Raw genomic sequence first — 14,357 nt, 5'->3', positions numbered from 1 at the left:
GCAAATGTTGTTATAAAAGTAATAAGTTCCATTTGATATTAGAGAACCCTTTTTTAAAATCTTTTTTTTTGAAGGGGTATTACACATACTTAGGTACAATTTTTGCCGTTATCACATGTGATACTGGTAATTCTAAATAGGTACAGAACACTATGCTTAAAAAAATCACCGCTTTTATTCCATTGGTATTCGGTTTGGTTGCTTTGACCAATGCCCAAGAAACTAAGATTTATACTCATGAGCAAAAGGCTTTTCAAGACGCGCTAGCGCTATACAACAACGAACAATACCAAGCTGCACAGACCATTTTTGAGAAGGTTAAAGTGTCTACAAAAGACGAAGAGACCGCTGCCAATAGTGCATACTACGCAGCCAATGCGGCAGTACGTTTAAACCAGATGGGTGCAGACCGATTGATGGAGGATTTTGTGGAAAAATATCCCACTTCTACCAAACGTAATTCTGCCTTTGCCGATGTGGCAGAGTATTATTTTCAAACAGGTAAATACCCATATGCTTTAAAGTGGTACAACAAAGTAGATCAAAGCTCCCTTTCTCGTGGCGAGATGGATAAGTTTAACTTTAATTATGGCTACTCTTTATTCTCATCACGTAAAACGAAAGAGGCGGAGAAGTATTTAGAAAAAGTTGCCAATTCTCAAGTATACGGATCTCAAGCAAAATATTACTTGGGTTATATCTCATATCAAGAAGATGATTATGAAACGGCAAATCAGCGTTTTGATCAAATTACAGATCAAGATGTCTTAGAGGAAAAGCTGAGCTATTATCAGGCGGATATGAATTTTAAGTTGGGTAAATTCGAAGAGGCGATCGCTTTGGCGAAAAAACAACTGCCAAAAGCTGATAGACGAGAAGTATCTGAATTGAACAAGATTATCGGGGAGAGTTATTTCAACTTGAAGCAATATGAAAATGCGATTCCGTATCTAACGGAATACAACGGTAAAGGTGGTAAGTGGAATAATACGGATTATTACTACTTAGGTTACGCCTATTATAAAGGTGGCGACTATGCCAGTGCCATCGCTCAATTCAATAAAATTATAGGAGGTACCAATAGTGTTGCACAAAATGCATATTACCACTTGGCAGAATGTTATTTGAAGTTGGATAAGAAGCAGGAAGCCCTAAATGCTTTCCGTAATGCTTCTCAAATGGATTATAGTGCCGAGATTCAAAAAGATGCATTTCTTAATTATGCACGTTTAAGTTATGAGGTGGGTAATGCCTACGAGCCGGTTCCGCAGGTAATTACAAATTATTTAAAAACATACCCTAAAGATGAGCATCAAGATGAGATGCAGACCTTGTTGGTAGATTCATACATTACTTCAAAGAACTTTGAAGGTGCAATGAGGTTGCTAGAAGAGAATAAGAACTATGCCAGTAAAGCTGTCTATCAAAAAGTAGCGTATTACAGAGGTATCGAACTTTTTATGGAAGGCGATTATAATGCTGCAGCTGAAAATTTCAATAAATCTTTAAATAGTGCGGAAGACATGCTCTTTAAAGCAAGAGCTAATTATTGGAAAGCAGAATCTGATTATCTATCTAATCGTTTCAATGAAGCAGTACAGGGCTATACGGCTTTCAAGAATAATCCATCCGCAAAAAACACAGAAATGTATGCCGATGTAGATTACAATTTGGCATATGGCTATTTTAAACAAAAAGACTATTCCGATGCCATTACCTATTTCAATTCGTTTACAGCCAACGGAAATTCAGAAGTGGAAAAATTACATGATGGTTATTTAAGATTGGGTGATAGCTACTACGCTACTAGTAAATACTGGCCAGCTATTGAAACCTATAATAAAGCATTGGCATTAACGGGACCAGAGAAAGATTATGCTTTTTATCAAAAAGCGATGAGCTATGGTTATGTTGATAAAGGTGATAGCAAAATTGAAAACTTAGAAGAATTTGTAAGTCAATACCCAAGATCTAGTTTTAAAGATGATGCCTTATTTGAATTAGGAAACACCTATGTTTCTCAAGGTCAAGAGAACAAAGGTCTTGCTGCTTACGATCGTTTGATCAGTGAATTTAGAGGTAGTTCATTGGTGCCACAGGCATTAATGAGGCAGGGATTGGTAAATTATAATGCCGCTAGAAACGAAGCTGCCTTGGCAAAGTTTAAAACGGTTGTACGCGATTTTCCAAAAACACAAGAAGCCATACAGGCTGTTGCAACGGCTAAATTGGTGTATGTGGATATGGGTCGCGTAAACGAATATGCTGAGTGGGTTCGCGGACTCGATTTTGTTGAGGTGACCGATGCGGAATTGGACAACGCCACTTTCGATGCTGCGCAAAAACAGAATTTAGAAGGCAATGTTGATGCAGCCATTAAAGGTTATAAAAATTACATTCAACAGTTCCCAACTGGTCTACATGCCGTAGATGCTAACTTTAGCTTAGCGCAATTATACTTCGGGAAAGGAGAAAAAGAATCGGCTTTACCGTATTACAAATATGTTGCCGATAGAAGCACTAGCGAATATGCAGAACAGGCGTTGACTCGTGTTTGTGAAGTTTATATTTCTAAGGATGATTATCAAATTGCATTGCCATATTTATTGAAATTAGAGAGTCAGGCAAACATTTCACAGAACAGAACATTTGCTCGCTCTAACTTAATGAAAGGGTATTACAAGCAAAAGAACTATCCGAAGACCTTGGAATATGCAGACAAAGTATTGGCAACTTCGAATATTGATAATAGAATTAAGAGTGATGCGCAAATTATGATCGCAAGATCTGCCATTGCAACAAATGACGAGGCAAAAGCAAAATCTGCCTACGCCGAGGTATTGAAAATTGCATCTGGGGCAACAGCGGCAGAAGCACTGTATTACAATGCCTATTTTGAAAATTTAGATGGGTCCTATGAGAACTCTAATATTGCAGTTCAGAAATTAGCGAAAGACTATGCAGTCTACAAAGAATGGGGCGGTAAAGGTTTAGTGCTCATGGCTAAAAACTACTACGCTTTAAATGATGCCTACCAAGCGACATATATTCTTGAAAGTGTCATAACAAACTTTACACAGTACCCAGAAATTGTTGCCGAGGCAAGAGCAGAGCTGGCTATCATAAAATCTAAAGAGGCTAAAAGTAACTCTTCTGTAGATCCTAATTAAAAAAATATGTACACTAATAAACAAACCCCGGGCAAGCCCGTGAAACATTGAATTGAAAATTTTATTTAGATTTCGACGCAAGCGTCGGAACATTTAAATCTCGATTATCGAGGAAAAGAACATCTATGTACAACAAACATATATTTACGCTTATATTTTTAACGCTTGGCTTTCAAGTTGTTTTTGCTCAAGAAGAAGAGGGAAAAGATTTGGGTACGGAGACCGTAACGGTGACTAAAGCATATACGCCAACCGTTTCAGATGCTTTTAAGATCAAGTCGGTTCCTAATATGAACGACTCTATCGTATTACAGAAAAAGCCTATTAATTATAGTATTTTTTCCGTTCCCGTAGCATCTACGTTTACACCTAATAAGGGTACGGCATCTAAAGTTGAAAGATTGCCACCACCGGTATTATATAATTCGTATGCCTCTTTAGGTGCGGGATTGTATGGTAATGTGTTGGGCGAATTTTATACCAGTAGAACCATTAATAGGGATGAGAATTTTGATATTGGTTTCAATCACTTATCGTCTCGTGGCGGTATTGATGGTGTAGAATTGAGCGATACGTTCTATGATACCAAATTAGATGCATCATACGCAAAGCGTGATCGCGATTTAGATTGGGGTGCAGCAATTGGTTTACAACATCAATTGTACAATTGGTACGGTATTGAGCCAGGAGTATTCAGTGAAACGGTTATTAATAGTATTGATGAACGTCAAAATTATTACATGGGCGAAGTAAGCGGACATATTAATGTGGAAGATGCTTATTTCAAAAGAGCGGATTTAAAATATCGCAGATTTTTTGATGCAGTAAGTTCTGGGGAAAACAGAGCAATTTTCAATACAGGGTTTGAATTTCCAGTAAATGAAGAGACCTTTAATGCTAAAGTAAACGTTGATTACGTTGGTGGTACTTTTGAGAATGCCGATTTAAATAGTAGTACCAACGATGCAGGAATTTCTTATGGGAATTTACAAGTAGGTATCAATCCGTCTTTAACCATGTTACGTGATGATCTTTCTTTGAATTTAGGAGTAAATGTGGTCTATGGAATGGATTTAGAGAATAGCGAAAGTAACTTCTATATTTACCCGGCTGTAACAGCTTCATACAGATTATTAGATGAAACGGTAATCGCATATGGTGGAGTAACGGGAGAATTAAAGCAGAACTCTTATTACGATTTAGTAGAGGGTAATCCGTTCGTTTCTCCAACATTAAATATTGCACCTACAGATAGTCAGTATAATGCTTATGTAGGTTTTAAAGGTCAGTTGTTACCTAATTTAAGTTATAATGTAAAAGGATCTTATTCTGCAGAGAACAATAGACCGTTGTATACATTGAACCCGAGAAATGATTTTAGGTCAGATGACAAAGGGTACTATTATGGTAATTCTTTTGATGTGTTTTATGATGACATCAAAACCTTGGGAATTTTTGGGGAGTTGAATGTAGATGTCAACCGTAACTTTATTGCGGGTGTAAATGTGGAGGTTTATGATTATAATACTGAAACAGGTAACCCAGCTTGGAACTTACCAAATTTACAGGCATCATTATTTATGGATTATCAGATTGGGGAGAAGTGGTATGCCGGTGCTAATTTATTCTATGTTGGCGAGCGCGATGATTTTTCATCATCTGCACTAGAAAATGTGCCATCAAGCGATTTTCCTGCAACGCTAATTACCTTAGATGGTTATTTTGATGCCAATGCTCACGTTGGGTATCGCTATACTGATCAATGGTCGTTTTTCATAAAAGGAGCAAACCTTTCTAATAATGCTTACCAACGCTGGGCTAATTTTCAAGTTCAAGGAATTCAGATTTTAGGAGGAGCAACATATAAGTTCGATTTTTAGAATACAATTTTAACGTATTTATAAACGCCTATGTTTATCAGAATTCTCTGATTCTTAGGTGTTTTTTTGTGTTATGATAATTTTAACATTTAAAAACAAACCTCATGTAGATCACTTCGTAGGTATGGGCGGTTCAACTTATAAAACCCAATATATTATGAAAAAATCTTTTTATTATTTAGTAATGCTAACAGGAGCTTTGTTTATTGCCTCTTGTAGTGATGATGATGACGCCATAGTTGATGGCACCCCAGTTGCAACTTGTGATGACGGTGTAATGAACGGCGATGAAACAGGTATTGATTGTGGAGGTTCGTTTTGTGAGCCCTGCGCTGAAGGAATGACGGTTTTAGGTCGTAGAACAGATCTATTTGTAACCAATAATGTTGATGGTAATATTTCTAGATATAGTGTAACAGGCGATTCTTTGGTAACTCTTACGACAACGAGTACTGCTGCCGAAGGTATTTATTATGATGCTACGGCAGATGTTGTTTATCAGGCCTCGAGATCTTCGTTACAATTAGAAGCTTTTACAGGTATATCTAGTTTAATTGATACTGATGCGATTACAGCTGCTTACTCGGGTTCTGCAGATTTGGAAAGTCCAAGAGAATTAGCAGTTAATGGTAGCTCTTTTGTTGTTGCCGATAATGGATCAAACAAGTTCTTTGTATATGAAAATACAGGAAGCGGATTTACATTAACAAGCACCGTTGAGGTTCCTTTCCCGGTTTGGGGTATTACTTTTAAAGGTGATGATTTGTATGCGGTTGTAGATACTACTGGCGATTTAGCTGTGTATTATGATTTTCTTTCAAATACTACTAATGGTATTTTAAGACCATCAAAAAGAGTGACTGTTGAAGGTATTGTTAGAACACACGGTATAACTTATGATGGTACTGACGATGTAATGGTTTTGACCGATATCGGTGATGCGGCAGATGCAAATACAGATGGTGGTTTTCATGTAATTTCTGATTTCTCTTCAAAATTCGATGCCTTATCTGATGGTGAATTATTACCACTAGGTATGCAAGTGCGTGTTGCAGGTTCTTCAACATTAATGGGTAACCCGATTGATGTTGCCTATGATTCTGAAACCGATGCAGTTTATGTTTCTGAAATTGGAAATGGAAAAGTATTAGGGTTTACATCTATAGGTTCTGGTGGTAATTTATCACCGTCATTCAACGAAGATTTAGCAATGGCATCATCGATACAGTTTAGTAGTGATGAAACTGATGGTAATACAGGCGATTCTAGTGAAGATAGTTCTTCAAGATTATATGCTACAAGTACAGCAGATGGTAATGTTAGTGTTTATGATGGTTCGGGTATTTTGATTAAAACGGTTGCTACAGGTTCTGGGGCAACAGAAGGTATTTATTATAACGCCATGAACGATGCTTTAATTCAAGCATCAAGATCAGATATGTCTTTAGAGTATTACGGTAGTTTTACCGCAGTAACTGATTTAGCAAGTATTGTTGCCAATTTTACAGGCGAAGCTGAATTAGCTAGCCCAAGGGAAATAGCTGTTTTCGGTAACAAGGTAGTTGTGTCTAGTAATACGGAGAATAAGTTTTATGTATATGAATATGATGGAAATAGCTTTAGTCTATTGAATACATTCGATGCAGGTTTTGATACTTGGGGTATCACTTTTATGGGCAATACATTATTAGCTGTTGTTGATGCTACAAGCGACTTGGCAGTGTATGATAATTTCTTGACAGATTTTTCTGCTGATGGTGCTATTACACCAACAAAAAGAATTACAGTTGACGGGATCATTAGAACTCACGGTATTGATTATAGTGAAGCGGATGATGTATTGGTAATGACCGATATAGGTGATGCTACTGATGTAAGTACGGATGGTGGATTTCAAGTGATACAAGATTTTGCAGCTAAATTGGCAGCTGTAGATAATGGAGGAACTTTAGCATTGTCTGATCAAACAAGAGTTGCGGGATCATTAACAGAAATGGGTAATCCAATTGATGTTGCATATGACCATAAAACAAAAACGGTATTTATCGCAGAAATTGGAAATGGTAAAGTACTTGCTTTTTCTGACGCATTGAATGCAAGTGGTAATGTTGCGCCAGCGGTCAGTAATGACTTAGAGGCTGCTGCTTCTATCTACTTATATAATAATTAAAATAAGGTTTAGATTAGGTTGATTGTTGTTTTAGATCCCCTCTCAGTTTTGAGAGGGGATTTTTGTATTTAAGTTGTTTCTTAGATTTTAATAGAAATCTGTACTTTAGAGATTCTTATCCAAAGTCATGTTTATTACAAAACTTTATTTTAAGCTTTTACCATTTTTGATGTTATGCATGTCATATTTTGGATTTGGACAAAATTTGATATCCAATCCAAGTTTTGAGAAGTTTTTGAACTGTCCAATGCGATTAGGTAATCTTGAAAATGATGTGGAGAATTGGAGTATGCCAACGATAGGGACTACAGATTATTTTAATATATGTAGTGAGGCAATGGGTACTCCCGAAAATTTCAATGGTAAACAACCGGCAGATTTTGGAGTCGGTTATGTTGGGTTTTACATGTATGCTCCGAATGATTATAGAGAGTATATTCAAGGTCGATTGAATTCTACCCTACAAAGAGGTGAGCGGTATACCATTACATTTTATGTAAGTTTGGCAGAACGGTCAGATTTTGCAGTGAAAGAATTTGGCATACGATTTACAGAATTTCCGGTCGAAATCGAGACCAGTAAAGTGTTATCAGGTCTTCACTTTTCTAAATTGAAAGGAGATACATCCAAAGAATTGGAAATATCCTATTCTAAATACTATTCCGATGAAATTAAATGGGTGAAATTGACTACGGATTTTGAAGCAAAAGGAACAGAAAACTATATGGTCATTGGGAACTTTAAAAACAACAAACGAACGCAGAAATATCAGACCAAACGAAAAATCACCAAAGGCTCTTATTACTATTTAGATATGGTTTCGGTATCGAAATCAAAAACTCAAGACTCAAAGGTTACAGAACTAATAGAATATGAATTGGATAGTGTTCACATATTTAAAGACGTCTATTTTAATTCTAACAAGTCTAAAATAAGAGGAAATCATCAGCAAGAAATGGAATCGCTGCTTTCTTATTTAAAAAGGAATTCAAATATCTATATTGAAATTTTCGGGCATACCGATGAAATTGGCTCCGATAATTTTAATAAACAATTGTCGGTCAGGCGAGCAAAGGAAATAGTTGTTTTTTTAATCGAGAACGGAATTCAAAAAAATAGAATAAGTGCGAAAGGATTTGGTAGTTTACGACCAATAGCTACAAATATAACTGTAGATGGTAGATTTCTTAATCGACGTGTGGAATTTGTTTTGAGTAGATCAGAATAGGTAGGTTTTTATTTGGCTGTAGTAGATTCTTACTTTGTATGACTAAAGTGTATTGAGTCAAGTGACTTACAATATGTAATAATCTTCAGAAAAAATCATTTTTAACTTAATCGGCTAACATTTTGTTGTTCACGTGGAAATCAATCTATCTTTACATAAAACACTAAGAATGGATTTGAATTTAGCAGTATTAATAGATGGCGATAATATTCCGTCAGCTTATGTAAAAGAAATGATGGAGGAGATTGCTAAATATGGTAACCCTACAATTAAACGAATTTATGGTGATTGGACCAATCCACGTTTAGGAAAATGGAAAAATGTATTGCTTGAAAATGCAATTACACCTATTCAGCAATACGGCTATACGCAAGGAAAAAATGCAACTGATTCTGCCATGATCATTGATGCTATGGATGTTCTGTATTCAGGTAAAGTAAATGGTTTCTGTATTGTTAGCAGCGATAGTGATTTTACACGTTTGGCTACACGACTTAGAGAAGCAGGTATGCAGGTATTTGGTATTGGTGAGCGTAAGACTCCTAATCCTTTTATAGTAGCTTGTGACAAGTTTATATATATTGAAATCCTTAAAAGTAGGTCTGAAGAAGAAACTACTGATGCTGCAGATAAAACCCCTATAGAGAAAGCAACCGTAGATAAAATCACCCCTAAAGCATTACGCTTTATTGCGACTACTATTGATGATGTTGCCGATGATGATGGTTGGGCATTTTTAGGTGATGTAGGTAGTTTGTTACAAAAGAAACAGCCTAATTTCGATTCTCGTAACTACGGTTTTCAAAAACTGACTCCGCTTATCAATTCGATTCCGCATTTTGAAATTGAAAGAAGAGAAGATTCTAAGGGACGTAAAAAGTTGATTTACGTGAAAATAAAAGAGAAAGCAAATTCAAAATCGAAGAAGTAATTGAATTTTTAGATTCTGTATAGCAGATTTCATTCAATCGTATTAGTTTTTGTAATTTTCAACACAAATTCTATTACTATGATTCGTACCCTCTGGCTTTTACTATTCGTTGCTGTTATTACTTCATGTAAAGAATCTCCAAAAGAAGAAAAGATCGCCACAGCGAAACCTATTGCTGAGGTTTTTACCGAGTTTTATGAGTTTAAGAAAAGCATAAACCCGATAGAGGCTACCAAAGCTGGCTTTTCAGAATATAATGATACGATAGCCGATTATATATCTGACGATTACATTCTACATTTAAAAGACCGCTATACCTATTTTTTGGAACAGTTGGGTACATACGATTCTACTCAAGTAAGTGCTGAAGATTATATGAGCATGCGTGTAATGGAGTGGGATTGTAATGTGAAATTGGAAGGTGTGATGAACCCTATAGTAACGGTTGCATCACCAATCTACGATTTGCCAAGTTTTGAGTTAATGCCCCTTTTTCAGATACAATCTTTGCATTTATATGTTGCCCAGTTAGCAGGTGGCACAAGTGTGCAGCCATTTAAGAGTATAGAGGATTATAATAATTGGTTAAGTAGGTTACAAGATTATCTATTGTTCTTAGATACTTCTATTGAGAAAATGAAAATAGGTATGGACCAAGGTGTAGTGCTACCCAAAGTATTAACTTTAAAAATGCTACCACAGATTCAATCGTTTATTGATATTCCTTTAGAAAAAAACCTGTTCTATCAACCGATAATGAATTTCCCAGACGGACTGTCTGATGTTGATATGGATATTCTTCAAAGTAATTATGAAGATTTCATTCAAGAAAAACTAACGCCTAAATATGTAGAATTAAATCAGTTTTTAACGAATGTATATTTACCTGCTTGCAGAGATACGGACGGATTATTAGACCTACCTAACGGAAAAGAAACGTATCAATATTTAATTAAATTGCACACAACTACTAACATGACTGCAGATGAAATCCATGAATTGGGATTGTCTGAAGTGGCTCGTATTTCTAAAGAAATGGAAGCTGTAATGAATGAAATAGGATTTAAAGGCGATTTAAAATCTTTCTTCAGTTCTCTTCGAAATAGAAAAGAATTAATGCCTTTTTCAGAACCTGATGAGGTAATTGAATGTTTTAATGCTATAAATGACCGCATAGCATTGCGTGTAGATTCTTTGTTTGCCTTGACCCCAAAAGCAAGTTTCAATGTACGTAGAACAGAAGCTTTTAGAGAAGCCTCGGCAAGTGCGGAGTATGTACCGGGTTCAAAAGATGGGTCAAGAGCCGGAATTTTTTATGTGCCAATTCCTGATGTGAAGAGTTATAATAGGGTACATGATGAAGCTTTGTTTTTGCATGAAGCCATACCAGGTCATCACTTTCAGTTAAGTTTGCAGCAAGAAAATAATAATCTTCCTGAGTTTTTACACCCTGAAAGTATGGGTGTTTTTGTAGAAGGTTGGGCGCTTTATTCAGAATCTTTGGGCAAAGAATTAGGTATTTATTCAGACCCATATCAATATTTTGGAATGTTGAGTATGGAGATGCATAGGGCAATTAGATTGGTTGTCGATACGGGTATTCATGTCAAAGGATGGAGTAGAGAAAAAGCAATTCAATATTCATTGGATAATGAGGCGGAGTCTGAAGAAAGTATAATTGCCGAAGTTGAAAGATATATGGCTACACCAGGGCAGGCACTTTCTTATAAGATTGGTCAGTTGAAAATTAGAGAGCTTCGAACCAAAGCAGAGAAGATCTTAGGTGAAAATTTTGATATAAGAGAATTTCATAGTCAAATATTAGATTCTGGTAGTTTGCCTTTGGTATTGCTAGAGGAAAAATTAGATACATGGATTTCTAAGAACAGTAAATGATATGATAATTGCTTGATAATCATGTGAAATATTAAAAATATATCTACGTTAAGAATACAAAGTATAACACAACCATTAATGAAAATCAACCTTAACTTGTTTCGAGGAATTCTGCTAATATTAGTTTTTTGCTCTTTCTCTTCGGTAAAATCTTTTGAGTCGGATATTTTTTTTCAACAAATAAAAGCGAAATCTTTTAGTAATGATTCTGTTTTAGGAGTTTGGAAATATACTATGACCAATGTTGATGTGCCATATGAGAAGGGTATATTCTTTATTACCAAGAAAGGAGATTTATATGATGTTGCCGTAAAATTAGGTACAGGCATACTAACCGGTCAAGACGTAATTGTTCAAAACAGTACGATTAACTTCAACGTTAATTTTGAAGGTTTAAAACGGGTGTCATTCGTGTTAACTGTTAAGGACGATAAAATCATGGGAGAAAGCTATTCTGCTATAGGTACTAGTGAAATTTTAGGCGTTCGCCAACTGCTCGGCCAATAAAGTTTTAAAACTTTCCAAAAAATTACTTAGTTTTCAATATTATTTAAGTGGAGTTTAATGTCTCGGCTTTGATGATTATACTAACTAACTATTTTTTGTTTTGAAAAAACTACTTCCTATTCTACTTGTTTTATTATCTGGTTGCGAACTCATGAAAGAGAAGGTCGACCTTGTTATTGTAAATGCTAAAGTCTACACTGTAGACGATTCTTTCTCAGAGGCACAGGCCTTTGCTGTTCAAGATGGTAAATTTATTGCCGTTGGCACTACAGATGAAATACGAGATGTATATACTTCAGATCAGTTAATCGATGCCGATGGTAGGGCTATTACCCCAGGTTTAATCGATGCACATTGCCATTTTTATAGATTAGGGCTTACACAGCAGCTAGTAGATTTAGTTGGGACTAAAAGTTTTGAAGAAGTCTTAGAACGAGTAAAATATTTTCATGCTGAAAATCCTAAATCATTTCTTAGAGGTAGAGGCTGGGACCAAAATGATTGGGAAATAAAAGAATTTCCGACAAAGGCAGAACTAGATACCATTTTCCCTGATATTCCGGTAGCATTAGAACGTGTAGATGGTCATGCGTATTTGGTGAACCAAAAAGCTTTAGATATGGCGGGTATCGATTGGAGCACCAAAATCGAAGGTGGCGAGATTGTAAAAAAGTGGGAGAACGGATATTCTGGTATTACAGGTGTTTTGGTAGATAACCCTATGGGGCTTATAGATAGTATTATGCCATTACCTACTCTTGACGATAAGATTAAAGCTTTAAAGGATGCTGAAAGAATTAGTTTGAACCACGGATTAACAACGGTCAACGATGCAGGTTTAGATCGTAGTACTATTGAATTGATAGATAGCTTGCAGCAGGCAGGTGAATTATCGATTAGAATCTATGCGATGGTAAGCAATAATGAAGAAGATGTAGACTATTTTATAAATAAAGGTCCTGTCAAGACAGACCGATTGAATGTAAGGTCGATTAAAGTATATGGAGATGGGGCTTTAGGTTCTAGAGGTGCAGCTTTAAAGAAAGAATATAGTGATTTACCTAGCCATTTAGGAGCAATGATAACTCCCGTCGCAGATATTGAAGCTTTAGCAAAAAAACTTGCCGATTCAGAATATCAAATGAATACACATGCCATCGGCGACTCTGCAAATATCGCTGTGTTGAGAGCTTACAAAAATGTACTTGAAGGCAAAGGGGATAGGCGATGGAAAATTGAGCATGCGCAAGTATTGACCGATAACGATTTTGATTATTTCGAAAATGGTATTATACCATCTGTGCAACCTACTCATGCAACGAGCGATATGTACTGGGCAGAAGATCGATTAGGGGAAAGAGTAAAAGGAGCCTATGCGTTTAAAACGTTATTGAATAAAGCTGGTACAATCGCTTTAGGAACCGATTTCCCAGTGGAAGATGTAAGTCCGTTTTTGACATTTTATGCTGCTGTAGCAAGACAAGATACTAGTGGATACCCTAAAGGAGGTTTTCAAATGGAAGAAGCGTTATCTAGAGAAGAAACTTTGAAGGGGATGACTATTTGGGCAGCGTATTCTAATTTTGAAGAAGATGAAAAAGGTAGTATAGAGCCAGGTAAGGTTGCAGATTTTGTCATTTATGATAAAGATATGATGACGGTTCCGGTATCAGAGATTCCTACCATTCGTGCCGAGCAGACTTTTGTAAACGGTATAGTTCGATAAAAGTAAAAAGCAAAAAAAAAGCCTCGGTCATTGACCGAGGCTTTTTTAATATATCGTGTTTCTAATTACATGGTTATAGGAACTGCAACTCTTGTTTTGTCCCAGCCCATTACTAGTTGAGCACCACCGTTAGCATCTTTGAATGCAATAGAAAACTCTTCAAGTGAGGCCGCATCAGAACCGTTAGGTACTTTAATGCGAGCAACGTCAGAAGCTTCATCATAAAAGTAAGAACCCCATTGGTTTAAATTTTTATTTAATATTACCGTCCACTCGTCTGCACCTGGTATAGTAAACAAAGAGTAAGTTCCTGCTTTAACTGCTTTACCACCGAACATTACATCTTTGTAGAATGTAATTTCCGGAGCTTCGTTTGCACCGGTTCTCCATACTTTACCTGTAGGGGCTAATTCTTCCATAGAACGACCTTTTAATTGTGGTCTTCCGTAAATAATACGTACTGCCTTTTCAGAAACTTTGTAATCGGTAGGGTAAGCGGCCATATCCATTGGACTTTTGTCTATTCCAGAGAATTCTTGAGCAGATACCGTAGTCGTTAAAACTAAGGCTAAAATTAATGTGGCTAGTGTAAATACTTTTTTCATAATTATTGTTTTGGTTTTCTAGGTCATAAAACTAATCAGTTCCTTACAGTACTATTAATAAAAAGAAGTTAAATTTTAATAGTTACATTCCATCACGTATGAAACAGCATTTAGATGAATTACATATCAGAATGAATAGAAAATTCATTTTATTATTACAATATGTAAGTATAATAGTCTTATATGTTTGTTATATGAAACAATAACTTCATATTTGTATTCAAATTGATATAATAATTAGATT

Annotated in this window: 9 protein-coding genes; 8 read left to right on the top strand and 1 reads right to left on the bottom strand. The window is 35.9% G+C overall.

Features of this window, described 5'->3' with window-relative positions; all coding sequences use genetic code 11:
• Nucleotides 1–152: 152 nt before the first annotated feature.
• The 8 genes from ACJJVP_RS01555 to ACJJVP_RS01520 all read left to right on the top strand — a co-directional run bounded on the left by ACJJVP_RS01555 (nucleotide 153) and on the right by ACJJVP_RS01520 (nucleotide 13,508).
• On the top strand, nucleotides 153–3,170 hold the full coding sequence (locus tag ACJJVP_RS01555) for a tetratricopeptide repeat protein (RefSeq protein WP_405410235.1): 3,018 nt from the start codon (nucleotides 153–155) through the stop codon (nucleotides 3,168–3,170).
• 125 nt (nucleotides 3,171–3,295) lie between these two features.
• Nucleotides 3,296–5,050, top strand: coding sequence for a TonB-dependent receptor (locus ACJJVP_RS01550; RefSeq protein WP_405410233.1), 1,755 nt, complete (start codon nucleotides 3,296–3,298; stop codon nucleotides 5,048–5,050).
• A 157-nt stretch (nucleotides 5,051–5,207) separates the two neighbouring features.
• The gene (locus ACJJVP_RS01545) at nucleotides 5,208–7,220 is read left to right on the top strand and encodes a hypothetical protein (RefSeq protein WP_405410231.1); all 2,013 of its coding nucleotides are present in this window, start codon (nucleotides 5,208–5,210) and stop codon (nucleotides 7,218–7,220) included.
• Between the two features lie 178 nt (nucleotides 7,221–7,398).
• Nucleotides 7,399–8,448 carry an OmpA family protein gene (locus tag ACJJVP_RS01540; protein WP_405410229.1) on the top strand — a complete coding sequence of 350 codons (1,050 nt, stop codon included), beginning with the start codon at nucleotides 7,399–7,401 and terminating at the stop codon, nucleotides 8,446–8,448.
• A gap of 169 nt (nucleotides 8,449–8,617) precedes the next feature.
• A complete protein-coding gene (locus tag ACJJVP_RS01535) occupies nucleotides 8,618–9,379 on the top strand; it encodes an NYN domain-containing protein (protein WP_405410227.1) in 762 nt (253 codons plus the stop codon).
• Between the two features lie 78 nt (nucleotides 9,380–9,457).
• Nucleotides 9,458–11,275, top strand: coding sequence for a DUF885 domain-containing protein (locus tag ACJJVP_RS01530; RefSeq protein WP_405410225.1), 1,818 nt, complete (start codon nucleotides 9,458–9,460; stop codon nucleotides 11,273–11,275).
• A gap of 78 nt (nucleotides 11,276–11,353) precedes the next feature.
• Nucleotides 11,354–11,782 carry a hypothetical protein gene (locus ACJJVP_RS01525; protein ID WP_405410223.1) on the top strand — a complete coding sequence of 143 codons (429 nt, stop codon included), beginning with the start codon at nucleotides 11,354–11,356 and terminating at the stop codon, nucleotides 11,780–11,782.
• A 100-nt stretch (nucleotides 11,783–11,882) separates the two neighbouring features.
• Nucleotides 11,883–13,508 carry an amidohydrolase gene (locus ACJJVP_RS01520; RefSeq protein ID WP_405410222.1) on the top strand — a complete coding sequence of 542 codons (1,626 nt, stop codon included), beginning with the start codon at nucleotides 11,883–11,885 and terminating at the stop codon, nucleotides 13,506–13,508.
• A gap of 65 nt (nucleotides 13,509–13,573) precedes the next feature.
• Here the strand turns inward: ACJJVP_RS01520 and ACJJVP_RS01515 are convergent, their stop codons facing one another.
• The gene (locus tag ACJJVP_RS01515) at nucleotides 13,574–14,113 is read right to left on the bottom strand and encodes a DUF2911 domain-containing protein (RefSeq protein ID WP_405410221.1); all 540 of its coding nucleotides are present in this window, start codon (nucleotides 14,111–14,113) and stop codon (nucleotides 13,574–13,576) included.
• Between the last annotated feature and the right edge of the window lie 244 nt (nucleotides 14,114–14,357).

This window comes from Maribacter sp. Asnod1-A12 (assembly GCF_045063735.1).
Taxonomy (GTDB): Bacteria; Bacteroidota; Bacteroidia; order Flavobacteriales; family Flavobacteriaceae; genus Maribacter.
Note: the sequence above shows the minus strand (reverse complement) of the source record. Positions and strands in the feature narration are given on the sequence as shown.